This window comes from Streptomyces sp. NPDC059787 (genome assembly GCF_042732315.1).
Lineage (GTDB): Bacteria > Actinomycetota > Actinomycetes > Streptomycetales > Streptomycetaceae > Streptomyces > Streptomyces atrovirens.
The window spans coordinates 148,682-174,792 of sequence record NZ_JBHWHX010000005.1; the positions used below are offsets into that span (position 1 = coordinate 148,682).

The window sequence follows — 26,111 nt, forward strand, 5'->3', positions numbered from 1 at the left end:
ATGGGTTGACCCCTTACCGGTTACGACTATGGGCGCCCTCCCCGTCGGGGAGGGCGCCCTTCGTCGTACCGCACTACTGTGCGCCGGGGCGCACCAGCCCGCTCTCGTAGGCGTACACCGCCGCCTGCACCCGGTCGCGCAGCCCCAGCTTGGTCAGCACATGGCCGACGTGCGTCTTGACGGTGGTCTCGCTGACGAACAGGTCGGCGGCGATCTCCGCGTTGGACAGCCCGCGCGCCACCAGCTTCAGCACCTCGACCTCACGCTCGGTCAGTGTGTGCAGCGTGTCCGGCACCGGCTCGTCACCGGACGGCAGATGCGTGGCGTACTTGTCCAGCAGCCGGCGCGTGATGCTCGGCGCGAGCATCGCCTCCCCGGCGGCCACCACACGGATCGCCTGCACCAGCTCGTTGGCCGGGGCGTCCTTCAGCAGGAAGCCGCTGGCCCCCGCCTTCAGCGCCTCCACCACGTACTCGTCGAGATCGAACGTCGTCAGCACCAGCACCTTCGCCGGCCCGTCCCGCTCGGGCCCGGTGATCTGCCGGGTCGCCTCCACCCCGTCCATCCGCGGCATGCGGATGTCCATCAGCACCACATCGGGCTGCAGCGCCCGCACCTGGTCCAGGGCCTGGAGGCCGTCTCCGGCCTCGCCGACGACCGCGATGTCCTGCTCGGCCTCCAGAATCATCCGGAACCCGGTGCGCAACAGCGGCTGGTCGTCGACCAGTAGGACGCGGATGGCCACGTAAGTCTCCTTCGCTAGTCCGGCCCCATTCTGCCCTGTTGGGCCCCGCCGGACTCGGGCGCCCTCACCGGCAGGGGGTACGGCGGGGGAGTGCCGCCGAACTCCGGGCAGTGCGCCTGGTGGTCGCACCAGCCGCACAGCTTCGTGGGACGCGGGCGCCAGACACCCGTCTCGGTCGCCAGCCGGATCGCGTCCCACAGCGCGAGCAGCTTGCGCTCCACCCGCTCCAGATCCGCGAGCACGGGATCGTAGGTCACCACGTCACCACTGCCGAGGTACACCAGCTGGAGCCGGCGGGGGACCACCTTCTTCAGCCGCCACACCACCAGGGCGTAGAACTTCATCTGGAACAGCGCGCCCTCGGCGTACTCCGGCCGGGGCGCCTTGCCCGTCTTGTAGTCGACGATCCGCACCTCGCCGGTGGGCGCGACGTCCACCCGGTCGATGATGCCGCGCAGTCTCAGCCCGGAGTCCAGCTCCGCCTCGACGAACAGCTCCCGCTCGGCGGGCTCCAGCCGGCTCGGGTCCTCCAGCGAGAACCACCGCTCGACCAGTCTCTCCGCCTCCGCCAGCCAGCGCGCCAGCCGCTCGCCCTCCGGATCGTCGGCGAACAGCTCCATGACCTCCGGCCTGGTCTCGCGCAGCCGGTCCCACTGACCCGGGACCAGCGACTTCGCCCGGGGCGCTGTGCGGTCGGCGGCCGGGGCGTCGAAGAGGCGCTCCAGCACCGCGTGCACCAGCGTGCCCCTGGTCGCGGCCTCGCTCGGCTTCTCCGGCAGCCGGTCGATGACCCGGAACCGGTACAGCAGCGGGCACTGCATGAAGTCGCTCGCACGCGAGGGGGACAGCGACGCGGGCGGTATGGCGGCGGCCGTGTCCGCCCGTACGCCCACGGTGCCCGGGCCGCCGCCGTCGGCCCGCTCCTCGCCCTCGATGCTCGTCTCCATGCCCACAGACCTTACGGCCCGCCACTGACAGCGCGTACGCCGCCGACGGGGAGAAGGGGACGGGGCGGGGGCGGCCGGCGCGTCCGCGCCCCTCCAGCCGGCCCGATCGCGCAGGTCCGAGGACGGACACCCCCGACCCGGCCCCGCCCCACCCACCGCGGGCGCCGCGCGTGACGGCGGGGAGGGAAGGGGAAGGAGGGGAAGAGACAGGGTGCCGGGGCGGAACGCGCGGCGCAGGCCGCATACCATCGACACGAGACCCTCCCGTCCGGCAGGCACGGGAGACGCAGCGAACGAGGGGACACCGGTGGACGTAAGCGGCGGGCGCGGACAGCCGCGACCCGGCAACGACGAGTCGCCCGACCACACGGGCCCTCGCCCTCCGACCCCCGACCCCTCCGTCCACGGGCCCGAGCACCCCCGACACCCGGCCGCGGACCCCACGCCCGCGAACCGGCCCACCGACGAACACCCCGGGGGCACCGCATCCGGCGAACCCCCCGCGCCCGCGGACGGCCCCGCCGACGAACAGCCCGGCCGCCGCCCCGACACCCGTACCGGATCCCGGACACCGGCCGACGACCGCGCGGGGCCGAGGCCCCCGGGCGCCGGGACCGGCGAGTCCCCGGCGTCCGCGGGCGGGCCCGGTGACGAGCGCGGTGGAAAACGATCGCCGGCTCACTCCGGTGCGGGGCAGGCGTCGGCGCCGCAGCGGCCGCAGGAGAAGCAGCGGGGCGGGCTGCTGATGGGGCGCCCGTTCGGGGTGCCCGTGTACGTGGCACCCAGCTGGTTCCTCGTCGCCATCCTCATCACCTGGGTGTTCGGCGGACAGATCGACCGCGTGCTGCCCGAGCTCGGCGCCGCCAGCTACCTCGTCTCCCTGTTCTTCGCGGTCGCCTTCTACGCCTCCGTCCTGGTCCACGAGCTCGCCCACACCCTCGCCGCCCTCCGCTTCGAGCTCCCGGTGCGCCGCATCCAGCTCCAGTTCTTCGGCGGCGTCTCCGAGATCGAGAAGGAGGCCGAGACCCCCGGCCGCGAGTTCGTGCTGGCCTTCGTCGGCCCCCTGCTCTCCCTCGTCCTGTCCGGCCTCTTCTACCTCGGGCTGCTGGCCGTCGACCCCAGCAGCGTCCCCGGCGTCCTGCTGGCCGGCCTGATGGTCTCCAACCTCATCGTGGCCGTCTTCAACCTCCTGCCCGGCCTCCCCCTGGACGGCGGCCGCATGCTCCGCGCCGTCGTCTGGGCGATCAGCGGCAAACCCATGACCGGCACCATCGCCGCCGCCTGGGTCGGCCGCGCCCTCGCCGTCGCCGTCCTGATCGGCCTCCCGCTGCTCACCCAGTCCGGCGCCCTCGGCTCCGACGCCGTGGACAACGTGGGCATGGACACCGTCCTGGACGCCCTGCTCGCCGCCATCCTCGCCGCGATCATCTGGACCGGCGCCGGCAACAGCCTGCGCATGGCCCGGCTGCGCGAACACCTCCCCGAACTGCGCGCCCGCAACCTCACCCGCCGCGCGGTGCCCGTCGAGACCGACACACCCCTCTCCGAGGCCCTGCGCCGGGCCAACGCCGCCGGCGCCCGCGCCCTGGTCGTCGTCGACCCCGACGGCGTCCCCCTCTCCCTGGTCCGCGAGGCCGCCATCGTCGGCGTACCCGAACACCGCCGTCCCTGGGTACCGGTCGGCGGACTCGCCCAGGACCTCACCGACGGCATGCACGTCTCCGCCGAGCTCGCCGGAGAGGACCTCCTGGACGCCCTGCGCGCCACCCCGGCCACCGAGTACCTGGTGGTCGAGGACAGCGGAGAGATCTACGGCGTCCTGTCCGCGGCCGACGTCGAGCGGGCCTTCGTGAAGGCGATGGCGCGGCCCAGCTGAACCCCCTGCCCGCACCGGCGGTGGTCGGCGCCTCCTCCCGGGACGGGTAGGCTGTTCACATGTCCGAACCGACCGGTGCCGCCCGCAGGCGCGGGCCCTTCAAGGTCGGGGACCAGGTTCAGCTGACCGACCCCAAGGGCCGCCACTACACGTTCACGCTCGAGGCCGGGAAGAACTTCCACACCCACAAGGGTTCCTTCCCCCACGACGAACTGATCGGCGCTCCCGAGGGCAGCGTTGTCCGCACCACCGGGAACGTCGCCTACCTCGCGCTGCGCCCCCTGCTCCCCGACTACGTCCTGTCCATGCCCCGCGGGGCAGCCGTCGTCTACCCCAAGGACGCGGGGCAGATCCTCGCCTTCGCCGACATCTTCCCCGGCGCGCGCGTCGTCGAGGCCGGCGTCGGCTCCGGCTCGCTCAGCAGCTTCCTGCTGCGCGCCATCGGCGACCAGGGCATGCTGCACTCCTACGAGCGCCGCGAGGACTTCGCCGACATCGCCCGGCAGAACGTCGAGCGCTACTTCGGCGGCCCGCACCCCGCCTGGCAGCTCACCGTCGGAGACCTCCAGGACAACCTGTCCGACACCGACGTCGACCGCGTCATCCTCGACATGCTCGCCCCCTGGGAGTGCCTGGAGGCCGTCTCCAAGGCGCTCGTCCCCGGCGGCATCCTGTGCTGCTACGTCGCCACCACCACCCAGCTCGCCCGGACCGTCGAGTCCATCCGCGAGATCGGCTGCTTCAACGAGCCGACCTCCTGGGAGACGATGATCCGCAACTGGCACATCGAGGGCCTGGCCGTCCGCCCGGACCACCGGATGATCGGCCACACCGGCTTCCTGCTCACCGCCCGTCGCCTCGCCGACGGTGTCGAGCCGCCCATGCGCCGTCGCCGCCCCGCCAAGGGCGCCTACGGCGAGGACTACGCGGGCCCCAACGCCGACGGAGGCGCCGCCCGCTGACGCGGCCCGCCCCCTCCCCACAACGAACAGGCGCCGTGGCGCAGTTCCCGGCAACCACCGGGAACTGCGCCACGGCGTCCTCACGTTGACCCGACGACCCGGCCGACGGCGCGGAGAGCGAAACCCCTTCCGGTTCCCCCGCACCGGAACCGCACACCCCCGCCGTTCCCTCCGTACTGTGACGTGTGGCACGATGCTGGCCACCCCCCCACCGGCACAGCCCTCACAGGAGACACTCCTAGTGCAGCCATCCGCCGTCCCGGAGCTCGCCCACACGCACACCCGGCCCATCCACTGGGTCGCCACCGCCACGGCTCTCGCCGGTGTCGTGGCCCTCTCCCCGGTCCTGGGGCCCGACGCCGCCACCGCGGCCCCGACGCCCGGCCCGCACACGAAGAGCGCCCCGGCGCACATCGTCCCGCCCGACCCCGCGGCCGCCGAGTTCCCCCTCGACTGCGGCAGGGTGAAGGCCGTGGTGAAGAAGAAGGCGTCCGGCGACCTCGACGGCGACGGCCGCCCGGAGACGGTGGCCGTGGTCCACTGCGACTCCCCGATGGGCACCCCGCCCGACGGCGTGTACGTCCTCACCCGGAGCGCGGGCAGTACGGCACCGCGCGTGGTCGCCACCCTCGCCGACCCCGAGGACCGCACCAACATCGGCGACTTCGCCGTACGTGACGGCGAGGTCACCGCCGTGCTCTTCGGCTACTCCTCCGCCGACGTGCCCAGTTGCTGCCCCGATGTGCGCGAGAACGTGAAATGGCGGTGGGAGAACGGCGCGTTCGTGCGGTCCGCCCCGTCCGGCGCCAGGAGTGTGTGACCCGCGCGCGGGCGTACGGCTGGGCGCGCGCCCCGGCATGTGATAAATCAGACAATCGTGACGCGCTGTGCCAAATCGATCACCCGGCGTCCGGCCCGTACACCTCGACGCTGTCCGAAACCCGACGGACGTGAATGCACTCGCCCGGACACTCCTTCGCCGAGTCGACCACATCCGCGAGGAGCGGCAGCGGCACGGGCGTTGTCGCCCCCTTGTCCTGCAACAACTCGTCCTGCGGGCTCTTCACATAGGCCAGACCGTCGATGTCCAGCTCGAACACCTCGGGCGCGTACTGGGCGCAGATGCCGTCACCGGTACACAGGTCCTGGTCGATCCAGACCTCCAGGGCCTCGCCACCGACTCCGGTCTCCTGCCGCACGCTCATCTCTCCTGCCGTTTCCTGCGTCGAACCGAACGGGAATCCGGCCAGCTCTGACGGGTGTTGAACACTTCGACCCTACCTTCGCCTGGGTTCCAATCATCTTCGGTGGGTATTCCCCTGGCGTGAGGGAGAGCGCAAGGGTGAAGATCGGACACACCCCGACCGTCTTTGTGATCTAGGGGTTTCAATCGACACCCGCCCAGGTAGGGTCTGGAAGCGTCCAGCTCCCCTTGGAGGAGGTGAGGACCGTGGCAGCCCACGACGACGACATGAACCGCGGCATCCGCCCAGGACGCGGGTCCGACGACCCGGCCGGGCAGATTGCCTACCTTGAGCAGGAGATCGCCGTCCTGCGACGCAAGCTCGCCGACTCTCCGCGACACACGAGGATTCTCGAAGAGCGGATCGTCGAGCTGCAGACCAACCTGGCCGGCGTGTCCGCCCAGAACGAACGACTCGCCGGCACGCTCCGTGAGGCCCGCGACCAGATCGTGGCCCTCAAGGAGGAGGTCGACCGGCTCGCACAGCCCCCGGCCGGCTTCGGGGTCTTCCTCACGGCGAACGAGGACGGAACGGCCGACATCTTCACCGGCGGCCGCAAGCTCCGGGTGAACGTCAGCCCCGGCGTCGAGCTGGAAGACCTCCGGCGCGGCCAGGAGGTGATGCTCAACGAAGCGCTCAACGTGGTCGAGGCCATGCAGTTCGAGCGCGTCGGCGACATCGTCACCCTCAAGGAGATCCTCGAGGACGGCGAGCGGGCCCTTGTGCTCGGGCACACCGACGAGGAACGGGTGGTGCGGCTCGCCGAGCCGCTGCTGGACGTCACCATCCGCCCCGGCGACGCCCTGCTCATGGAGCCCCGCTCCGGATACGTCTACGAGGTCGTCCCCAAGAGCGAGGTCGAGGAACTCGTCCTCGAGGAAGTCCCCGACATCGGCTACGAGCAGATCGGCGGCCTCGGCGGCCAGATCGAGGCCATCCGCGACGCGGTCGAGCTGCCGTACCTCTACCCGGACCTGTTCAAGGAGCACGAACTGCGGCCGCCCAAGGGCGTGCTGCTCTACGGGCCCCCCGGATGCGGCAAGACGCTCATCGCCAAGGCCGTCGCCAACTCGCTGGCCAAGAAGGTCGCCGAGGTCACCGGCCAGGCCGCCGGCAAGAGCTTCTTCCTCAACATCAAGGGCCCCGAGCTGCTGAACAAGTACGTCGGCGAGACCGAGCGGCAGATCCGCCTGGTCTTCCAGCGGGCCCGGGAGAAGGCCAGCGAGGGCACCCCCGTCATCGTCTTCTTCGACGAGATGGAGTCCCTCTTCCGCACCCGCGGCTCCGGTGTCAGCTCGGACGTGGAGAACACCATCGTCCCGCAGCTGCTCGCCGAGATCGACGGCGTGGAAGGCCTGCAGAACGTGGTCGTGATCGGCGCCTCCAACCGTGAGGACATGATCGACCCCGCCATCCTGCGGCCCGGCCGGCTGGACGTGAAGATCAAGATCGAGCGTCCGGACGCCGAGGCGGCCCAGGACATCTTCGGCAAGTACCTCACCGAGCGCCTCCCGCTGCACGGCGACGACCTCACCGAGCACGGCGGCGACAAGGCCATGACGGTCCAGAGCATGATCCAGACCGCCGTGGAACAGATGTACGCCGAATCCGAGGAGAACCGCTTCCTGGAAGTCACCTACGCCAACGGCGACAAGGAAGTCCTCTACTTCAAGGACTTCAATTCCGGCGCCATGATCGAGAACATCGTGGGCCGCGCCAAGAAGATGGCGATCAAGGACTTCCTGGAGAAGAACCAGAAGGGCCTCCGGGTCTCCCACCTGCTCCAGGCCTGCGTGGACGAGTTCAAGGAGAACGAGGACCTGCCCAACACCACCAACCCGGACGACTGGGCCCGCATCTCCGGAAAGAAGGGCGAGCGGATCGTTTACATCCGTACCCTCATCACCGGAAAGCAGGGCGCGGACACCGGACGCTCCATCGACACGGTGGCGAACACCGGTCAGTACCTGTAAAAGCCAGGGCGGCTGCGGGTGCCCTCGACGGGTACCCGCAGCCGACTGCTTTTCGGGCCACGGCTGGAGCACAGCAATGACGCAAATGATCTCCCCACCAGCGCAAAGGCGTTCTAGGCTCTTCCGTACCGCCGAGTCGCGCAGTGCGGGGACGGGCACCGCACACGCACCGGAGCGCCGGCGGTACAGCAGCGCCCCCGACCGGGGACGCCGCCGGGCAAGGAGGGCCGCATGACCGTACGGCGAGTAATGGGCATCGAGACGGAGTACGGCATCTCCGTCCCCGGCCACCCCAACGCCAATGCCATGCTCACCTCGTCCCAGATCGTGAACGCCTACGCGGCGGCGATGCACCGGGCCCGCCGGGCCCGCTGGGACTTCGAGGAGGAGAACCCGCTGCGCGACGCACGAGGCTTCGACCTCGCCCGTGAGACCGCCGACGCCAGCCAGCTCACCGACGAGGACATCGGCCTGGCCAACGTCATCCTCACCAACGGCGCGCGGCTCTACGTCGACCACGCCCATCCGGAGTACAGCGCCCCCGAGGTCACCAACCCGCGCGACGCCGTGCTCTGGGACAAGGCCGGCGAGCGGATCATGGCCGAGGCGGCGGAACGCGCCGGACAGCTTCCCGGCGCCCAGCCGATCCACCTGTACAAGAACAACACCGACAACAAGGGCGCGTCCTACGGCACGCACGAGAACTACCTGATGAAGCGGGAGACCCCCTTCTCGGACATCGTGCGCCACCTGACGCCGTTCTTCGTCTCCCGCCAGGTCTTCACCGGCGCCGGCCGCGTCGGCATCGGCCAGGACGGCCACGAACACGGGTTCCAGCTCAGCCAGCGGGCGGACTACTTCGAGGTCGAGGTGGGCCTGGAGACGACCCTCAAACGGCCCATCATCAACACGCGCGACGAACCGCACGCCGACGCCGAGAAGTACCGGCGACTGCATGTGATCATCGGCGACGCGAATCTGTCCGAGATCTCGACGTATCTGAAGCTGGGTACGACGGCGCTGGTCCTGTCCATGATCGAGGACGGGTTCATCGCGGTGGACCTGGCGGTCGACCAGCCGGTACGGACGCTGCACCAGGTGTCGCACGATCCGTCCCTGAAGCGGCTGGTCACGCTGCGCAGCGGGCGGACGCTGACCGCCGTACAACTCCAGATGGAGTATTTCGAGCTGGCTCGCAAGTACGTGGAGGAGCGGTTCGGGGCGGACGCCGACGACCAGACCAAGGACGTGCTGGCCCGCTGGGAGGACACGCTCACGCGGCTGGAGAACGACCCGATGAGCCTGGCCGGCGAGCTGGACTGGGTCGCCAAGCGGGAGCTCATGGAGGGCTACCGGCGCAGGGACGGCCTGGACTGGGACGCCGCCCGGCTGCACCTGGTGGACCTGCAGTACGCCGACGTACGCCCCGAGAAGGGCCTCTACAACCGTCTGGTGGCCCGGGGACGGATGAAGCGGCTGCTGGACGAGGGAGAGGTCGAGCGGGCCCGTACGAAGCCTCCGGAGGACACCCGCGCGTACTTCCGCGGGCGCTGTCTGGAGCAGTACGCGGACGATGTCGCGGCGGCCTCCTGGGACTCGGTGATCTTCGATCTGCCGGGCCGGGACTCGCTCCAGCGGGTCCCAACCCTGGAACCGCTTCGCGGAACGCGTAATCACGTCAAGGAGCTCCTGGACCGCTGCCGTACGGCAGAAGACCTGGTCAGGGTGTTGTCGGGAAACTGAGCGGGTACCGGGGGTACCCGGGAAGGGCCGGCCGGACAGGGTGGAAAACGCCGGGTCCGGGAATCATCGGGATGGTCCCCGTACGTTGGAGCAACTGCGGGGGCATTGTCGGACCCGGCGAGTAGGGTCTGATCTTGACCGAGCAAGTGTGTCGGGCGAACCGAGCGGGGTGAGGGTGATGGCGACCAAGGACACCGGCGGCGGACAGCAGAAGGCCACCCGGTCCACGGAGGAGGTCGAGGAGCAGGCGTCGGAAGCGCAGGCTTCGGAGGACCTCAAGGAGCGTCAGGAAAAGCTGAGCGAGGACGTGGACGACGTTCTCGACGAGATCGACGACGTGCTCGAGGCCAACGCCGAGGACTTCGTTCGAAGCTTCGTGCAAAAGGGCGGCCAGTAGCCTTCGTATCGAAGGTTGCGGGGGTGTCCGGGGTGAGAGTCGAAGGTGGCGTGAGACGCTGTCCGTGGCGCGGGATGGACCGGCCGCGGGCAGCGTCCGCGCTGCGGGAGCTGCCCGAAAGCCTCCGCCGTACATGTGGATCATTGCCGCAGGACGGGTAGGGTCCGTGGCGTACTGTGCTTCAACTGCAATTCGGCCATCGGCAAGTTGGGAGATGATCCCGACGCTGTTCGTCGGGCAGCCGCCTACCTGGAAGGAACTTCGTGGAAGCGAACACTCGTAGCACCGGGCGTCTGCCGGCCGCCTTCCTGACGCCCGGGTCGTCCTCCTTCATGGACTTCCTCTCCGAGCACCAGCCGGAACTGCTGCCGGGCAAGAGGTCGTTGCCGCCCGTGAAGGGTGTGATCGAGGCGCCGCACGGGACGACGATCGTGGCGGTGACTTTCCCCGGCGGCGTCGTGCTCGCCGGTGACCGGCGGGCCACCATGGGGAACGTCATCGCGCAGCGGGACATCGAGAAGGTGTTCCCGGCCGACGAGTACTCGGCGGTGGGGATCGCCGGTACGGCCGGTCTCGCCGTGGAGATGGTGAAGCTGTTCCAGCTGGAGCTGGAGCACTTCGAGAAGGTCGAGGGCGCGCAGCTGTCGCTGGAGGGCAAGGCGAACCGGCTGTCGACGATGATCCGTTCGAATCTGGGCATGGCGATGCAGGGCCTCGCCGTGGTTCCGCTGTTCGCCGGGTACGACGTGGACCGGGAGAAGGGGCGGATCTTCTCCTACGACGTCACGGGCGGACGTTCCGAGGAGCAGGGGTACGCCGCGACCGGTTCCGGGTCGATCTTCGCGCGCGGTGCGATGAAGAAGCTGTTCCGGGACGACCTGAGTGAGGCCGAGGCCACCACGCTGGTGGTGCAGGCGCTGTATGACGCGGCAGACGACGACTCGGCGACCGGTGGTCCCGATGTCGCCCGCCGGATCTACCCGATCGTCACCGTGATCACCGATGACGGCTTCCGCCGGCTCACCGAGGACGAGGCGTCCGACATCGCCCGGTCGGTGCTGGAGCGGCGGCTGGAGCAGCCGGACGGGCCGCGGGCCTCGCTGCTGTAGGCCGCGCGGGAGGGTTGTTCGGTTGTTTGGTGGTCCAGTGACTTTGACAGAAAGGGACGGATAACCGGTGTCGACGCCGTTCTATGTCTCACCCCAGCAGGCGATGGCGGACCGGGCGGAGTACGCCCGTAAGGGCATCGCCCGTGGTCGCAGCCTTGTTGTGCTGCAGTATGCCGACGGGATCGTGTTCGTCGGTGAGAACCCGTCCCGTGCGCTGCACAAGTTCAGCGAGATCTACGACCGGATCGGGTTCGCCGCGGCCGGTAAGTACAACGAGTACGAGAATCTGCGGATCGGGGGCGTGCGGTACGCCGATCTGCGGGGTTACACCTACGACCGGGACGATGTGACGGCCCGGGGCCTGGCGAACGTGTACGCGCAGACGCTGGGGACGATCTTCTCGAGTGTGGGGGAGAAGCCGTACGAGGTGGAGCTGGTGGTGGCCGAGGTCGGGGAGACCCCGGAGTTCGACCAGATCTACCGGTTGCCGCACGACGGCTCCATCGTGGACGAGCACGGCTCGGTGGCGGTGGGGGGCAACGCGGAGCAGATCAGCGGGTACCTGGATCAGCGGCACCGGGACGGGATGACGCTGGCGGAGGCGCTGCGGCTGGCGGTGCAGGCGTTGTCGCGGGACACCAACGGCAGTGAGCGGGAGATTCCGGCGGAGCGGCTGGAGGTGGCGGTGCTGGACCGTACACGGCCGCAGAAGCGGAAGTTCAAGCGGATCGGGGGGCGTCAGCTGTCCCGTCTGCTGGAAGCGGGCGGTGCGGAGACGGCCTCCGAGGCGGAGGCCGAGACGGACTCCGGCGGAGACGTCGAGTAGTGGGCGCGCGCGTCTGACGCCTGCGGCGCCGCTTTCGCCCCGGCGGGGGCACGGGTCTTGTGCCTGCGGCGCCGCTGCGGTCCCGGCGGGGGCTTGGGTGGCGCCGGGCCGCGCGACCCACCCCGGCCCGCACCGACCGCCGGGGCACCCCGCACGGTGCCGGGCCGCGCGAACCCGTCCCGGCCGACGCCGGCGCGGAGCACCCCGTAAGCCGCCGGGCTGTGAGCCCACCCCCGCTCAGCACCGACACCGAGGGCTGCCGAAGCCCTCAGCGGGGCGCCGGGGCCGTGGACTCCCGGACCACCAGCTCGACCGGGATGTCGCCCGCATCGGGGGCGTGGCCCTCCAGGACCGCCAGCAGCGCCTCCATCCCCCGCTCACCGAAAAGCTCCGCGTCCAACCGCACCGTGGTCAGCTCCGGATCGATCGCGCTCGCGAGGGCCAGATCGTCCAGTCCGGTGACGGACAGGTCCTCGGGAACACGCAACCCCAGACGCCGCGCGGCCTTGTACGTGCCGGCCGCCAGATGGTCGTCGTCGCAGACCACGGCGGTGGGCCGGTCCGGCGCCGCCGCCCCGCGGAGCGCGGCCTCCGCCGACACCTCCGCCCCTTTGATCGAGATCGGCGCCCGCGCCGTACTCAGCGATGTCCCCGGCACGGCCTCGAGCCGCGCCGCCAGCTCCCGCGCACGCACCTCGAAGGTCCAGGACGGCACATCCGCCGCCAGGTGCAGGAAGCGGCGGTGGCCCAGTGCCAGGAGGTGGTCGGTGACCTGACGGACGCCGTCGGCGATGTCGAGGTTGACCGTGGCCGCGCCCACACTGCCCTCGGGGTCGCTGTCCAGCATCACCAGCGGCAGCGCCTCGCCGCGGATCGCGGTGAGGGCCTCCGCGGCCATGGAGGAGGCGATGACGCCGTCCAGGGCCGCCTGCGCGGACGCGAAGGGGTCGCGGGCGGGGCCGATGCCCTCGGGGGAGGGGTAGAGGACCACGCCGAAGCCGTGCCGGGAGGCCACCCGGGCGGCCCCGGTGTAGACACCGGCGAAGAACTCCGTGGTGAGGGCGGGGACGACCAGGAGGACCGTACGGGTGCGGCCCAGCCGGAGGTTGCGGGCGGCCAGGTTGGGGCGGTAGCCCAGGGTGCGCGCGGCCTCGCGGACGCGTTCCGCCGTGGCCTCGGAGACCCGGCCGCGCCACTTGTCGCCGAGGACCAGGGAGACCGCGGCCTGGGAGACGCCGGCGGCCCGGGCGACGTCCCGGCTCGTGGGGCGGGTGCCGGCTCGGGGCATCGTCGGGCCGCTCCTTCGTCTGGACTGGTGAACAGCGGACATGGTACGTATGGAGTGCTTAGTTATACGTAAAACTTCCAGTGAAGGGGCCCGCATGGCCACGGGATACCTGGAGATCCTCCGGGCACGGCACGCCACCCGGCTGCTCGTGGGCACGCTCGTGGGACGGCTGCCCAACGCGACCGCCGCCATCGCGATCGTGCTGTTCGTGCGCGCGGAGGGCGGTACGTACAGCCTGGCCGGCGCGCTGGCGGCGGTGTACGGCGTCGCCAATGCCGTGGGGCAGCCGGTGCTGGGGCGGCTGGTGGATCTGCGCGGACAGCCGCGGGTGCAGTTGCCGGCCGCGGTGCTGTCGGCGCTGGCGATGGCCGTGTTCGCCTTCGCGGGGACCGGGTCGTCGACGGTGGCGTACGGCGCGGTGGCCGCGGCGGGGCTCTTCACTCCGCCCCTGGAGGGCGGGCTGCGGGCCCTGTGGTCCTCCGTGCTGCCCGAGGAGGACCACGTCCACCGGGCGTACGCCATGGACGCCGTGGCGCAGGAGGTGATGTTCACCGTCGGACCGCTGCTGGTGACGGTGTGCGCCTCGTTGTGGTCGGCGCAGGCCGCGCTGCTCGTACTGAACGTCATCGGGGTGCTGGGCGCCCTCTCCGTGGTCGTCTCGCCGCCCTCGCGGGCCTGGCGGTCGGCGCCGCGCGAGGCGCACTGGCTGGGCGCGCTGCGCTCGCCGGGGCTGCTCGCGCTGCTGGGTGCCTTCCTGGCCGTGGGGATGGCGCTGGGGTCCATCACCGTGGCGGCGGTGTCGTACGCGGACGAGCACGGCGGCGACCAGGTGTACGGCTGGCTGATGGCCGGGATCGGGCTGGGTGCGCTCATCGGCGGCATGGCGTACGGGGCGCGGCAGTGGGCCGGTGAGCCCGCGCGGCGACTCCAGGGGCTGGTGGCCCTTCTGGCGGTGTGTTACCTGCCGCTGATGCTGATGCCGGGCGCGGTGGCCATGACGTTGCTCATGGTGGTCGCCGGGATCTTCCTGGCACCGGCCATCGCTTGTGCCTTTGTGCTCGTGGACCGGCACGCGCCGCGCGGGACCGTCACGGAGGCGTTCTCCTGGCTGGTGACCACCTTCACCGTCGGCGCGTCGGTCGGAACGGGCCTCACCGGTCCGGTCGTCGAGGCGGGCGGGGCGCTGTGGGGGTTCGCCGTGCCGGGGGTCGCGGGTGGCGTGTCGCTGCTGGTTTTGGTCGCCACGGGACGGGTACTGGCAGTTCCCGCCGGGAGAGCGGTGGTCGCGGCCCGTTCGGAAAATGATCCAAATCGTGCCGTCGAACCTCGTTTCAGGTCGGGGGATCGGGCGTAATGTTCCCTCATGGACCGCCGCATTTTCGGGCTGGAGAACGAGTACGGCGTCACGTGCACGTTCAGGGGACAGCGCCGCCTGTCGCCTGACGAGGTGGCGCGGTACCTCTTCCGCCGTGTCGTGTCATGGGGCCGAAGCAGCAATGTCTTTCTGCGGAACGGCGCCCGCCTCTATCTCGACGTGGGATCACATCCGGAATACGCAACGCCGGAATGTGACAACGTGACCGAACTGGTCACCCACGACAAGGCAGGCGAGCGCATTCTCGAGGGACTCCTGGTGGACGCCGAACGACGCCTGCACGAGGAGGGAATCGCGGGCGACGTCTACCTCTTCAAGAACAACACCGACTCCGCAGGCAACTCCTACGGCTGCCACGAGAATTACCTGGTGGCCCGGCACGGGGAGTTCTCGCGGCTCGCGGACATCCTCATTCCGTTCCTGGTGACCAGGCAGTTGCTGTGCGGCGCAGGCAAGGTGCTGCAGACGCCGCGCGGCGCCGTGTACTGCGTCAGCCAGCGGGCCGAGCACATCTGGGAGGGCGTCTCCTCGGCGACGACCCGCTCGCGGCCCATCATCAACACGCGCGACGAGCCGCACGCGGACGCCGAGCGCTACCGGCGCCTGCACGTCATCGTGGGCGACTCGAACATGTCCGAGACGACCATGCTGCTCAAGGTCGGAGCCACCGACCTGGTGCTGCGCATGATCGAGGCGGGCACCGTGATGCGCGACCTCACCCTGGAGAACCCGATCCGGGCGATCCGCGAGGTCAGTCACGACATCACGGGCCGGCGCAAGGTGCGCCTGGCCAGCGGCCGGGAGGCCTCCGCGCTGGAGGTGCAGCGCGAGTACTACGAGAAGGCGCTGGACTTCTGCGAGCGCCGGGGCATCCGCACCGGCACCGTGGAGCAGGTGCTGGAGCTGTGGGGCCGTACGCTGGACGCGATCGAGGCCGAGGACCTCGACCGTATCGGCACCGAGATCGACTGGGTCATGAAGTACAAGCTCCTGGAGCGGTACCGGGCCAAGCACAACATGACGATGTCGCACCCGAGGGTCGCGCAGATAGACCTCGCCTACCACGACATCCACCGTCGGCGGGGTCTGTACTACCTGCTGGAGAAAAAGGGACAAGCGGCCCGGATCTGCAACGATTTGAAGATCTTCGAGGGCAAGTCCGTTCCGCCGCAGACCACTCGGGCCCGGCTGCGGGGCGACTTCATCCGGCGGGCCCAGGAACAGCGCCGCGACTTCACCGTCGACTGGGTGCACCTCAAGCTCAACGACCAGGCCCAGCGCACGGTGTTGTGCAAGGACCCGTTCCGCTCGGTGGACGAACGGGTGGAGAAGCTGATCGCCGGAATGTGAGAGACGCGTTCCACCGGGGGATCCCGAAATTCCCGGAACGTCACACGGGCGCCGTACGTTACACCGTGCGGCGCCCTTCTCACGCCGTAGAGTTGCGCGGACGCCATCCACAAGATCGATGATTACGAGGCCCCCACCGTGCGCCGACGCTCACTACTCATTGCCGTTCCCGCTGGACTGGTGACCCTCGCCGCGTGCGGCGACGACAAGTCCGACTCGGGCAACGCCAGCGACAGCGCCTCGCCCTCGGCGCCCCAGACGTCCGCGGCGCCGTCGCCGAAGATCGTCGACGGGCCGCTGCCGGCGATCACCGCGGGTACGGAGTTCGGGGAGAAGCCGACGGTCGCCAAGGGCAGCGGCGACCCGTCCAAGGACCTCGCGGTCAAGACGGTCATCGCGGGCGGCGGCAAGACGGTCGCGGAGAACGACTTCGTCGTGGCCCACTACCTGGGCCAGGTGTGGAGCACCGCGAAGGTGTTCGACAACTCCTACGACCGCAAGACCCCGCTGGCCATCCAGCTCGCCCAGGGCACCATCATCGACGGCTGGCGGTACGCGCTGGCCGGCAAGAAGGCCGGCAGCCGCGTCCAGATGGCCGTCCCGCCCACCTGGGGCTACGGCGAGCAGGGCAATGAGCAGGCCGGCATCAAGGGCACCGACACGCTGGTGTTCGTGGTCGACATCCAGGACTCGTTCAACGCCAAGAGCTCCGCCAAGGGCACCGAGGTGGCGCAGGACGACAAGGACCTGCCCAAGGTCGGCACCAACACCGACGGCAAGGCCCCCTCCATCGAGGTGCCCGACGCGGACGCCCCGAAGAAGCTCGTGTCGAGCTATGTCATCGAGGGCGACGGCGAGGAGGTCGGCGCCGAGAACAGCGTCCTGGTGCAGTACAAGGGCGTGCTGTGGGACGGCGGCGAGGAGTTCGACTCCACGTACGGCCGCGGGCAGCTCACGTCGTTCTCGCTGCAGCAGGTCGTCAAGGGCTGGGCGCAGGGGCTGACCGGCAAGAAGGTCGGCAGCCGGGTCCTCATCGTCATCCCGCCGGAGCTGGGTTACGGCGACAATCCGCCGGAGGGCAGCGGCATCAAGAAGGACTCGACGCTGGTCTTCTCGGTGGACATCCTCGCGAAGCTGTGACGCCGTGGGGATGTAAGACTGTGCGTGTTCGCCTTTCCGCAGACAAGCAGGAGCGTTAGACGTGAGCATCGACAAGCCCGAGATCGACTTCCCGGGCGGCGAGCCCCCGGCGGACCTCGAGATCAAGGACATCTGGGAGGGCGACGGCGAGGTGGCGCAGGCGGGCCAGACCGTCACCGTGCACTACGTCGGCGTGGCCTTCAGCACGGGCGAGGAGTTCGACGCCAGCTGGAACCGCGGCACCCCCTTCCGCTTCCCGCTGGGCGGCGGCCGGGTCATCAAGGGCTGGGACCAGGGCGTGCAGGGCATGAAGGTCGGCGGCCGTCGTCAGCTGACCATCCCCGCCCACCTCGCCTACGGCAACCAGAGCCCCACCCCGGCGATCAAGCCCGGTGAGACCCTGATCTTCGTGGTCGACCTGCTCGGCGTCTGATCCGACCGAGGCCGATCATCCGGGGCCCATGCCTGTCCGGGCATGGGCCCTCGGCTTTTACCGCGCCACCTCGGGGCGGTACGGTCATCGGTCGTAAGCACCATAGGGAGGCGAAGCGGGTCGATGGCCATTGCCAAGGCCGAGCGGCTGATGAATCTGGCGCTGTGTCTGCTCGGGACGCGCCGGCCCCTCAGCAAGCGTGAGCTGCGCGAGTCGATCGAGGCCTATCTCGAAGCGGGCTCCGACGACTCCTTCAACCGCATGTTCGAGCGCGACAAGGACGACCTGCGCGAACTCGGACTGGTCATCGAGACCGTGGAGAACCTCGACGGCGAGGTCGGCTATCTGGCCCGCCGCGACAGCAACCGGCTGCCGCCCATCACCCTCGACGCCGAGGAGGCCGCCGCCCTCGGGCTCGCCGCCAAGGTGTGGCAGCAGGCCCGGCTCGCCGGAGCGGCCAGCGGCGCCCTGCAGAAGCTGCGTGCGGCCGGCCTCCCCGAGGACGTCGACCCGTACGGCGCCCATGGCGCGCTGGAGCCGCGCATCCCGGTGCACGAGGCCGCGTTCGAGCCGCTGATGCTGGCCTGCCGCGACCGCCGGCCGGTCGTCTTCGACTACCGCAAGGCCAACGCCGCCCAGCCCGGACAGCGGCACGTCGAACCATGGGCGCTGGAGTGCTGGCGCGGCCACTGGTACCTGGCCGGCTGGGACCGCGACCGGGGCGCCGAGCGGGTCTTCCGGCTCTCCCGGATCACCGGGAAGGTGCGCTCGCGCAGCGGCCGGTTCACCGTCCCGGTGCCGGACGTCGTCACCGTGCGGGAGACCGTGGCGAGCTGGGCCGGGGAGACCGCCGACCGCTCGGCGCGGATCCGGCTGCGCTCCGACGCCGGTTACCCCCTTCGGGCGAAGGCCACCGTGGTGCGGGAACTCGGCGACGGCTGGGACGAGTTGGAGATTCCGTACGGGCACGGCCTGGACGCCTGGCTGGTGGAGTTCGGACCGGACGTGGTGGTCCTGGAGCCCGCCGAGCTGCGGGCCGACGTGATGGACCGGCTGCGTGCCGTGGCCAAGGGCTGAGGGGGAGCGGACAAGAACGTGGCAGGCAAACCGGTCAGGCCCGTGAACGCCATCGACCAGACCCGGCGGATGCTCTCCCTGGTGACGTATCTGCGGGAGCGTCCCGGCGCGCGGATCGAGGACGTGGCGCGCGCCTTCGGGATCACCGAGGACGAGCTGGTCTCCGACCTCGATGTGCTGCCCATGTGCGGCACCAGCTTCCGCGGCGGCGATCTGCTGGACATCGACACCGACGGCGAGCGCATCTGGTGGCACAACCCGGCCGCCCTCGGCGCGGAGGCGGCCGAGCCGCTGCGGCTCGCCGCCGACGAGGCCACCGCGCTGCTGGTCGCCGCCCGTGCCGTGGCCACGCTGCCGGGGCTGCGCGAGGGTGACCGGCAGGCGCTGCTGCGGGCCACCGCGAAGGTGGAGACCGCGGCCGGCGAGGCGGCCGGCGCCAGCGCCCGGCTGTCGGTGACCTTCGAGTCCGAGGGCGGCGTCTTCGCGGACGTCGACCGGGCCATCGCCGAGCGCCGCAGACTGTGGATCCGCTACTACTCGCCCGCGCGCGACGAGGTCACCGAGCGGGAGATCGACCCCATCCGCCTGGTCAGCGTCGGGCACACGTATGTCGAGGCCTGGTGCCGGCGCTCCGAGGCGCGCCGCACCTTCCGGCTCGACCGGGTCGCCGAGATCCGCATCCTCGACGAGCCGTCCGCACCGCCCGAGGTCGAGCTGCGGGACCTGTCGGAGGCGCTGGTGCAGCCGGCGGCCGAGGACCCCGAGGTCGTGGTCGAGGTCGGGCCGGGCGGTCGCTGGGTCGCCGAGTACTACCCGCACGACAGCGCGGACGAGCTTCCCGACGGCGGGCTGCGTATCACTCTGCGCACGCCCGACCCGGCCTCGCTCAGACGGCTGGCCCTGCGGCTCGGCCGCGACGGCCGCATCGTCGAGCCGCACGCGCTGGCCGACAGCGCCCGGCAGGCTGCCCGTGAGGCGCTCGCGGCGTACGACGGGGTCGAGGCGGCCGGACGACCGGGGCCGCACGGACAGGACGACAGGCAGGAGCGAGGGCTTTGAGCGAGTCGGCGACGTCCGGTGCGCGGACCATGACGGCGGCGTCCGCGTTCGCGGGGATGAGAAGCGTGGCCCCGGTGAGGTTCCGGGCGGGCTGCCCGGACTGCCGGGAGCGCTTCGAGCTGGCCGCGAGCGCGCTGCGCCTGGCCATCGGCGCCAGCAGCCGTACCACGTTCTACTCCTTCACCTGCCCCGAGTGCGGGGCGGCCGTCCGCAAGCCGGCGGGGGAGCGGATCGTGGAGCTGCTCACCGGTGGCGGGGTCCGGACGCTGCGGCTCCACTCGACCGTCTAGGCTCGCCCTCATGTTCTGGCCGATGTTCGCGATTGCCGTGGGGTTCCTGGGTCTACTGGTGCTCGGGGTGCTCGCCGTCAAGGTCTTCGTCGAGGCGGAACGGCTCGGCAGGCAGGTCACGGACTCGGCCCGCCGCATCAGCCGCGCCGCGGAGGACCTGGAACACGCGGCGACCAGCACGGCCCGCTCCGCCGAGGCCCTCTGACGCCACTGGGTGTGCCGACACGGCCGGCACGGTCGTCCCCCGGGCACCCCGAAGCCCGGCCTCCCGTCGCGTCTCCGTCGGCAGGAGACCCGCGGTGCCTGGCGCCTGGCCGCCGGGGAGGGCTGCGGTCCGTGGCGTGCCCGGCTGTCGGGGCTTGACGGTCCTTCGTGTCTCCGTCGGCAGGAGGCTCGCGGAACCTGGCGCCCGGCTGCTGGGGCGTTGTGGTCCGTGGCGTATCCGTCGGCAGGAGGCCCGCGGTGCCTCGCCGTGGGCTTCGGGTCCTCGGGTGACCGTCGGCCGGAGGGCTGCGAGCCGTCGTGCGCCTGTTCGCCGGAGTGTTGTGTTCCGGCGGGTGGAGGGATGTGAATCGTCGCGTGCCCGACTGTCGGCGGGCTGTGGTTCCTTCGTGGGACCGGTCGGCCCCAGGGGTGTGGCCCCGTGCCGCCGGGCCCGCCGGAGGGGCTTCGGCTGCGGCGTCTCCGGGTTTCAGGTGAATCGTTTCGGTGGTTGGCGGCGGGCAGGCCCTGGCCGGGCAGGTCCTGGATGTGCGGGTCCGGGGTGTGGCACGGCGGCGGTCGCGTCCGGTTCGCCCTGTCACCGTGCGGGTCCCGGCAGGTACGCTGCTGATCGCGGCCCGGAGAACGAGGCCCGGACCGCGGACGGGAGTACGCACGGGGATTGCCGGACGTTTACCCCTGAGCGTTACGATCGCTGTCAGCACCGTCGTTCGGACGCATGTCCGACCGGTCGGACAGCCACCCACCCACCCGCCTCGGTGAGAAGGTAAAGACTTATGGGACGGCTCGGACCCACCGAGATCATTCTGATCCTCGTCGTCATCATCCTGCTGTTCGGCGCGAAGAAGCTCCCGGACATGGCGCGGTCGCTCGGCAAGTCCGCCCGCATCCTCAAGAGCGAGGCCAAGGCGATGAAGGACGACAACAAGTCCGCCGCCCCCGCCGACCCGCCGGCCACCGACGAGCAGCCCCCGGCGCAGCGCACCATCCAGGCCGCTCCCGGCGACGTGACCAGCTCCCGCCCGGTCACGGAGCCGACGGACACGACCAAGCGCTGACGCAGGGCCGGTGAAACCCGGCCCGCCGCACGAGATGGGAACGTGGGTTGCTCAAGTCTGCCCGCAAGCAGGAGAGGGATCCCGAGGGGCGGATGCCCCTCGTGGAACACCTGCGTGAGTTGCGCAACCGGCTCGCCAAGGCCGTCGTCGCGATCGTCGTGGTGATGATCGTGGCCGCGTTCTACAGCGAGCAGCTCATGCAGTTCCTCGCGGAGCCGGTGCCCAAATGCGAGGACCTGGCGAACAGCGACGGTGGTAACTGCGCCATCGTCTCCTTCAACACGCTGACGTCGCCGTTCACTACGACGATCAAGGTGAGCCTCATGGCCGGCCTGATCGTCTCCAGCCCTGTGTGGCTCTACCAGCTCTGGGCCTTCATCGCTCCCGGGCTGCACAAGCACGAGAAGAAGTACACCTACTACTTCGTCTCGGCCGCGGTTCCGTTGTTCGTCGGCGGCGCCTACCTGTCGTACGTCATCCTCCCCGTCAGCATCAAGGTGCTGCTCAGCCTCACCCCCGGGGGATCGGCCAACATCCTCTCGCTCGACGAGGTCCTCGACTTCACCATCAGGATGGTGCTGGTCTTCGGCCTGGCCTTCGAGCTCCCCCTGCTGCTCATCATGCTGAACCTGGTCGGCATCGTCTCCGGCCGTCGCATGGCCGGCTGGTGGCGCGGTGTCGTCATGGGCGTCTTCGTCTTCGGCGCGGTCGCGACGCCCACCACCGACCCGGTGGGGATGATCGCGCTCTCCGGACCCATCGTCGTCCTCTACTTCGTCGCTGTGGCGCTCTCGCTGCTCAACGACAAACGGCGGGCCCGCAAGGAGTCCGACGGCCCCGCCGACGACGAGGCCTCCGAGCTGGACCTCACCCCGGAGTCCATCGATCCGGTGGAGCCCGTGGCCGCCCTGCCCGAGCAGGCGTCCAAGGACCGGGTCAACGGTTATGACGACGTGACCTGAGGAGCGCCTCGCAGCTCATAGGGTCATCCCCGTGACCAGCGAGATCACCCTCTTCGTCAACCCCACCGCGGGCCGCGGCCGGGGCGCCCGCGCGGCGCGGCCGGCCGCTTCCGCGTTCCGGGACGCCGGTTTCTCGGTGCGGACCGTGCTCGGCGACGACCCGCGGGACGCCCTGGACCGGGCGCGCGCCGCCGTCGAGGAGGGCACCGGCGCCCTGATCGCCGTCGGCGGCGACGGCATGGCGAACCTCGCCCTGCAGGCCGTCGTCGGCACCGGCACCCCCTTCGGCCTGGTCGCCGCGGGAACCGGCAACGACTTCGCCCGCGCCCTCGGCATGCCCCTGCGGGAACCGGCCGCGGCCGGCCGGATGATCGCCGACGCCCTCAAGTGCGGCCGGGTCCGCGACATCGACCTCGGCCGGATCGGCGACCGCTGGTTCGGCGCCGTACTCGCCTCCGGCTTCGACTCCCGGGTCAACGACCGCGGCAACCGGATGCGGCTGCCCCTGGGACGCCTGAAGTACGACGTCGCGATGGTCGCCGAGCTGGCCGCCTTCCGCCCGCTGCCCTACCGGATCACCCTCGACGGCGGCGAGGTCCGCGAGGTCGAGGCGACACTGGTGGCCGTCGGCAACGGGCCGTCGTACGGCGGCGGCATGCGGATCTGCCCCGGAGCGGACCTCACCGACGGGCTGTTCGACATCACGGTGGTCGGCGAGTGCAGCCGGGCCACGCTGCTGCGTGTGTTCCCGAGGGTGTACCGGGGGACGCACGTCGGCCATCCCGCGATCACCGTGCTGCGGGCGGCGAGCGTGGAGCTGGCCGCCGAGGAGGTCACCGGGTACGCGGACGGGGAGCCGGTGGGGCCGCTGCCGCTCACCGCGCGCTGTGTGCCGGGCGCGTTGCGGGTCGTGGGCCCCTGAACGGATAATGATCGTCCTGTTGTCGGTGCGGCCCGGTACGCTCGAAAGCACGATGACAGAGGACCTCTCACCGGCCGAGCGGTACGCGGCGGCACGCAGGCGCGTCGCCGAGCAGGCCACCTCGCTCGCCTCCTTCCGCGAGATGTACGACTTCGGCCTCGACCCCTTCCAGATCGAGGCCTGCCAGGCGCTCGAAGCGGGGAAGGGCGTGCTGGTCGCCGCGCCCACCGGCTCCGGCAAGACGATCGTCGGCGAGTTCGCCGTCCACCTCGCCCTCCAGCAGGGCAAGAAGTGCTTCTACACGACACCCATCAAGGCCCTGTCGAACCAGAAGTACGCCGACCTGTGCCGCCGCTACGGCACGGAGAAGGTGGGCCTGCTCACCGGCGACAACAGCGTCAACTCCGACGCCCCGGTGGTCGTGATGACCACCGAGGTGCTGCGGAACATGCTGTACGCCGGGTCGCAGACCCTCCTCGGCCTCGGCTACGTGGTGATGGACGAGGTGCACTACCTCTCCGACCGCTTCCGCGGCGCCGTCTGGGAGGAAGTGATCATCCACCTCCCCGAGTCGGTGACCCTGGTGTCACTCTCGGCGACGGTGTCGAACGCGGAGGAGTTCGGCGACTGGCTGGACACCGTCCGCGGCGACACCCAGGTGATCGTCTCCGAGCACCGGCCCGTGCCGCTGTTCCAGCACGTGCTGGCGGGCCGTCGGATATACGACCTGTTCGAGGAGGGGGAGGGCCGCAAGAAGGCCGTCAACCCGGACCTCACGCGCATGGCCCGCCTGGAGGCGAGCCGCCCGTCCTGGGGCGACCGCAAGCGCGGGCGGGGCAACATGCGCGAGGCCGACCGGGAGCGGGAACGCAGACAGCGCTCGCGCGTGTGGACGCCGAGCCGGCCGGAGGTCATAGAGCGGCTCGACGCCGAGGGCCTGCTGCCCGCCATCACCTTCATCTTCAGCCGCGCCGCCTGCGAGGCCGCCGTCCAGCAGTGCCTGTACGCGGGCCTCAGGCTCAACGACGAGGAGGCGCGGGCCGCGGTCCGCTCCCTGGTCGAGGAGCGCACGGCCTCCATCCCGGCCGAGGACCTGCACGTCCTGGGCTACTACGAGTGGCTGGAGGGCCTGGAGCGCGGCATCGCGGCCCATCACGCGGGCATGCTGCCGACGTTCAAGGAGGTCGTCGAGGAGCTGTTCGTGCGCGGTCTGGTGAAGGCCGTGTTCGCGACCGAGACCCTCGCGCTGGGCATCAACATGCCCGCCCGCTCGGTGGTCCTGGAGAAGCTCGTCAAGTGGAACGGCGAGCAGCACGCCGACATCACCCCCGGTGAGTACACCCAGCTGACCGGCCGGGCCGGCCGGCGCGGCATCGACGTCGAGGGCCACGCGGTCGTGCTGTGGCAGCGCGCCATGAACCCCGACCACCTGGCGGGACTGGCCGGCACGCGCACGTATCCGCTGCGGTCCAGCTTCAGGCCGTCGTACAACATGGCGGTCAACCTGGTCGAGCAGTTCGGCCGGCACCGCTCGCGCGAGCTGCTCGAGACGTCCTTCGCGCAGTTCCAGGCGGACAAGTCGGTCGTGGGCATCTCCCGGCAGGTGCAGCGCAACGAGGAGGGTCTCGAGGGCTACAAGGAGTCCATGACCTGCCACCTCGGCGACTTCGACGAGTACGCGCGGCTGCGCCGGGAGCTGAAGGACCGCGAGAACGAGCTGGCCCGGCAGGGCGCCTCCCAGCGCCGTGCGGAGGCCGCCGTCGCGCTGGAGAAGCTCAAGCCCGGTGACATCATCCACGTACCCACCGGAAAGTACGCGGGGCTGGCGCTGGTCCTCGACCCGGGACTGCCGGCGGGCCGTTCCAACGGCCACCGCGGTCACGAGTACGCCGACGGCCCGCGCCCGCTGGTGCTGACCGCGGAGCGGCAGGTGAAGCGGCTGGCGTCGATCGACTTCCCGGTGCCGGTGGAGGCGCTGGAGCGGATGCGGATCCCCAAGTCCTTCAACGCCCGTTCCCCGCAGTCCCGCCGGGACCTCGCCTCCGCGCTGCGTACCAAGGCCGGGCACATCACCCCGGACCGGCACCGCAAGAAGCGCTCCCAGGCGGCCGACGACCGGGAGATCGCGCGGCTGCGCAAGGCGCTGCGGGCGCACCCGTGCCACGGCTGCCAGGACCGTGAGGACCACGCCCGCTGGGCCGAGCGCTACCACCGGCTGCTGCGCGACACCTCGCAGCTGGAGCGCCGCATCGAGGGCCGGACGAACACCATCGCCCGCACCTTCGACCGGATCGTCGCGCTGCTGACCGAGATGGACTACCTGCGCGGCGACGAGGTCACCGAGCACGGCAAGCGGCTGGCCCGGCTGTACGGCGAACTGGACCTGCTGGCCAGCGAATGCCTGCGCGAGGGCGTCTGGGAGGGGCTCGCCCCCGCCGAACTCGCCGCGTGCGTGTCGGCGTTGGTGTACGAGGCCCGGGTCGCCGACGACGCGATGGCGCCCAAACTGCCGTCGGGCAGGGCGAAGGCGGCGCTCGGCGAGATGGTCCGCATCTGGGGCCGGCTGGACGCCCTGGAGGAGGACTTCCGGATCAGCCAGACGGAGGGCGTGGGCCAGCGCGAGCCCGACCTCGGCTTCGCCTGGGCCGCCTACATGTGGGCGTCCGGCAAGGGCCTGGACGAGGTGCTGCGCGAGGCGGAGATGCCGGCCGGTGACTTCGTGCGCTGGTGCAAGCAGGTCATCGACGTGCTCGGCCAGATCTCGGCCGCCGCGCCGGCCGCCGAGGGTTCGACGGTCGCCAGGAACGCCCGCAAGGCGGTCGACGGACTGCTGCGCGGCGTGGTCGCCTACTCGTCCGTGGGCTGAACCGCCCGGCCCAGGGCATCGCGGAAGCCCGGTGCGCCCCGTGCGCGCCGGGCTTCCGCCTTCCGTGCGCCTTCATCGGGGTGCGTCACCGCCAGGTTCCGTGGACAGGATCAAGGAGCCCGGGGCGCTCCCTCACTCGTGACGGTGAGTGGTTTTCGTACGCCTGAGCACGGTGACGTACTGTGTTCGAACAGCCGCGCAGCGTGTAAACGACCCGAGCGTACTCCTGTCCCAGGGGTCATTTCCG

The 26,111-nt window shown here is 70.7% G+C and carries 24 protein-coding genes and 1 pseudogene; 21 read left to right on the forward strand and 4 right to left on the reverse strand.

Annotation, left to right across the window (positions count from 1 at the left end; genetic code table 11):
* Nucleotides 1–73: 73 nt before the first annotated feature.
* Both ACFV5H_RS06880 and ACFV5H_RS06885 read right to left on the reverse strand, forming a co-directional pair.
* Nucleotides 74–745 carry a response regulator transcription factor gene (locus ACFV5H_RS06880; RefSeq protein ID WP_187823384.1) on the reverse strand — a complete coding sequence of 224 codons (672 nt, stop codon included), beginning with the start codon at nt 743–745 and terminating at the stop codon, nt 74–76.
* Between the two features lie 14 nt (nt 746–759).
* On the reverse strand, nt 760–1,692 hold the full coding sequence (locus tag ACFV5H_RS06885; RefSeq protein ID WP_385053561.1) for a RecB family exonuclease: 933 nt from the start codon (nt 1,690–1,692) through the stop codon (nt 760–762).
* A 307-nt stretch (nt 1,693–1,999) separates the two neighbouring features.
* Between ACFV5H_RS06885 and ACFV5H_RS06890 the strand changes: the two genes are divergently transcribed.
* The 3 genes from ACFV5H_RS06890 (at nt 2,000) to ACFV5H_RS06900 (ending at nt 5,350) form a co-directional block, all read left to right on the forward strand.
* Complete coding sequence (locus ACFV5H_RS06890) at nt 2,000–3,568, forward strand: site-2 protease family protein (protein WP_385193228.1); 1,569 nt, start codon at nt 2,000–2,002, stop codon at nt 3,566–3,568.
* Between the two features lie 59 nt (nt 3,569–3,627).
* Complete coding sequence (locus ACFV5H_RS06895; protein ID WP_073933638.1) at nt 3,628–4,530, forward strand: tRNA (adenine-N1)-methyltransferase; 903 nt, start codon at nt 3,628–3,630, stop codon at nt 4,528–4,530.
* A gap of 241 nt (nt 4,531–4,771) precedes the next feature.
* On the forward strand, nt 4,772–5,350 hold the full coding sequence (locus ACFV5H_RS06900; RefSeq protein ID WP_385053567.1) for a hypothetical protein: 579 nt from the start codon (nt 4,772–4,774) through the stop codon (nt 5,348–5,350).
* A 79-nt stretch (nt 5,351–5,429) separates the two neighbouring features.
* Here the strand turns inward: ACFV5H_RS06900 and ACFV5H_RS06905 are convergent, their stop codons facing one another.
* Nucleotides 5,430–5,735 carry a ferredoxin gene (locus tag ACFV5H_RS06905; RefSeq protein WP_385053570.1) on the reverse strand — a complete coding sequence of 102 codons (306 nt, stop codon included), beginning with the start codon at nt 5,733–5,735 and terminating at the stop codon, nt 5,430–5,432.
* A gap of 245 nt (nt 5,736–5,980) precedes the next feature.
* Here ACFV5H_RS06905 and arc point away from each other — a divergent pair, with 245 nt between their 5' ends.
* The 6 genes and pseudogenes from arc to prcA all read left to right on the forward strand — a co-directional run bounded on the left by arc (nt 5,981) and on the right by prcA (nt 11,822).
* Nucleotides 5,981–7,747: a proteasome ATPase gene (arc, locus tag ACFV5H_RS06910; RefSeq protein WP_385053573.1), complete on the forward strand. Its 1,767-nt coding sequence runs from the start codon at nt 5,981–5,983 to the stop codon at nt 7,745–7,747.
* A 231-nt stretch (nt 7,748–7,978) separates the two neighbouring features.
* Nucleotides 7,979–9,490: a depupylase/deamidase Dop gene (gene dop, locus ACFV5H_RS06915; protein WP_385053575.1), complete on the forward strand. Its 1,512-nt coding sequence runs from the start codon at nt 7,979–7,981 to the stop codon at nt 9,488–9,490.
* A gap of 178 nt (nt 9,491–9,668) precedes the next feature.
* Nucleotides 9,669–9,887, forward strand: a complete 219-nt coding sequence (locus tag ACFV5H_RS06920) for a ubiquitin-like protein Pup (RefSeq protein ID WP_073933868.1) — start codon at nt 9,669–9,671, stop codon at nt 9,885–9,887.
* Nucleotides 9,888–9,989: 102 nt separating this feature from the next.
* Nucleotides 9,990–10,199 (forward strand): annotated as a pseudogene (locus tag ACFV5H_RS06925) (endonuclease domain-containing protein); the annotation flags it as partial.
* Nucleotides 10,151–10,996 carry a proteasome subunit beta gene (gene prcB / locus ACFV5H_RS06930; protein ID WP_385193230.1) on the forward strand — a complete coding sequence of 282 codons (846 nt, stop codon included), beginning with the start codon at nt 10,151–10,153 and terminating at the stop codon, nt 10,994–10,996. The pseudogene ACFV5H_RS06925 and the gene prcB, both read left to right, overlap by 49 nt.
* A gap of 67 nt (nt 10,997–11,063) precedes the next feature.
* Nucleotides 11,064–11,822, forward strand: a complete 759-nt coding sequence (gene prcA / locus ACFV5H_RS06935) for a proteasome subunit alpha (protein WP_030867325.1) — start codon at nt 11,064–11,066, stop codon at nt 11,820–11,822.
* Nucleotides 11,823–12,090: 268 nt separating this feature from the next.
* On the opposite strand, the gene ACFV5H_RS06940 is transcribed toward prcA, so the two are convergent.
* Nucleotides 12,091–13,110: a LacI family DNA-binding transcriptional regulator gene (locus ACFV5H_RS06940; RefSeq protein ID WP_385193232.1), complete on the reverse strand. Its 1,020-nt coding sequence runs from the start codon at nt 13,108–13,110 to the stop codon at nt 12,091–12,093.
* Nucleotides 13,111–13,204: 94 nt separating this feature from the next.
* On the opposite strand from ACFV5H_RS06940, the gene ACFV5H_RS06945 reads away from it, so the two are divergent.
* The 12 genes from ACFV5H_RS06945 (at nt 13,205) to ACFV5H_RS07000 (ending at nt 25,864) form a co-directional block, all read left to right on the forward strand.
* The gene (locus tag ACFV5H_RS06945; RefSeq protein ID WP_385053586.1) at nt 13,205–14,464 is read left to right on the forward strand and encodes an MFS transporter; all 1,260 of its coding nucleotides are present in this window, start codon (nt 13,205–13,207) and stop codon (nt 14,462–14,464) included.
* A gap of 9 nt (nt 14,465–14,473) precedes the next feature.
* A complete protein-coding gene (pafA, locus tag ACFV5H_RS06950; protein WP_004933460.1) occupies nt 14,474–15,835 on the forward strand; it encodes a Pup--protein ligase in 1,362 nt (453 codons plus the stop codon).
* Nucleotides 15,836–15,973: 138 nt separating this feature from the next.
* On the forward strand, nt 15,974–16,975 hold the full coding sequence (locus ACFV5H_RS06955) for an FKBP-type peptidyl-prolyl cis-trans isomerase (protein WP_385053589.1): 1,002 nt from the start codon (nt 15,974–15,976) through the stop codon (nt 16,973–16,975).
* 61 nt (nt 16,976–17,036) lie between these two features.
* A complete protein-coding gene (locus tag ACFV5H_RS06960; protein WP_030835713.1) occupies nt 17,037–17,408 on the forward strand; it encodes an FKBP-type peptidyl-prolyl cis-trans isomerase in 372 nt (123 codons plus the stop codon).
* A 123-nt stretch (nt 17,409–17,531) separates the two neighbouring features.
* Nucleotides 17,532–18,485, forward strand: coding sequence for a YafY family protein (locus ACFV5H_RS06965; protein WP_073933651.1), 954 nt, complete (start codon nt 17,532–17,534; stop codon nt 18,483–18,485).
* 18 nt (nt 18,486–18,503) lie between these two features.
* Nucleotides 18,504–19,544, forward strand: a complete 1,041-nt coding sequence (locus ACFV5H_RS06970) for a helix-turn-helix transcriptional regulator (protein ID WP_385053593.1) — start codon at nt 18,504–18,506, stop codon at nt 19,542–19,544.
* Complete coding sequence (locus ACFV5H_RS06975) at nt 19,541–19,834, forward strand: hypothetical protein (RefSeq protein ID WP_385053596.1); 294 nt, start codon at nt 19,541–19,543, stop codon at nt 19,832–19,834. Before ACFV5H_RS06970 ends, ACFV5H_RS06975 begins: the two co-directional genes overlap by 4 nt.
* A gap of 10 nt (nt 19,835–19,844) precedes the next feature.
* Nucleotides 19,845–20,039: a hypothetical protein gene (locus ACFV5H_RS06980; RefSeq protein ID WP_385193235.1), complete on the forward strand. Its 195-nt coding sequence runs from the start codon at nt 19,845–19,847 to the stop codon at nt 20,037–20,039.
* A 793-nt stretch (nt 20,040–20,832) separates the two neighbouring features.
* Entirely contained in the window at nt 20,833–21,114 is a 282-nt protein-coding gene (gene tatA, locus ACFV5H_RS06985; RefSeq protein ID WP_385053602.1) for a Sec-independent protein translocase subunit TatA, read from the forward strand.
* 92 nt (nt 21,115–21,206) lie between these two features.
* Nucleotides 21,207–22,076 carry a twin-arginine translocase subunit TatC gene (gene tatC / locus ACFV5H_RS06990; protein ID WP_385053669.1) on the forward strand — a complete coding sequence of 290 codons (870 nt, stop codon included), beginning with the start codon at nt 21,207–21,209 and terminating at the stop codon, nt 22,074–22,076.
* A 31-nt stretch (nt 22,077–22,107) separates the two neighbouring features.
* Entirely contained in the window at nt 22,108–22,998 is an 891-nt protein-coding gene (locus tag ACFV5H_RS06995) for a diacylglycerol kinase (protein ID WP_385053605.1), read from the forward strand.
* Between the two features lie 7 nt (nt 22,999–23,005).
* Nucleotides 23,006–25,864 carry a DEAD/DEAH box helicase gene (locus tag ACFV5H_RS07000; protein WP_385053608.1) on the forward strand — a complete coding sequence of 953 codons (2,859 nt, stop codon included), beginning with the start codon at nt 23,006–23,008 and terminating at the stop codon, nt 25,862–25,864.
* Nucleotides 25,865–26,111: the final 247 nt, after the last annotated feature.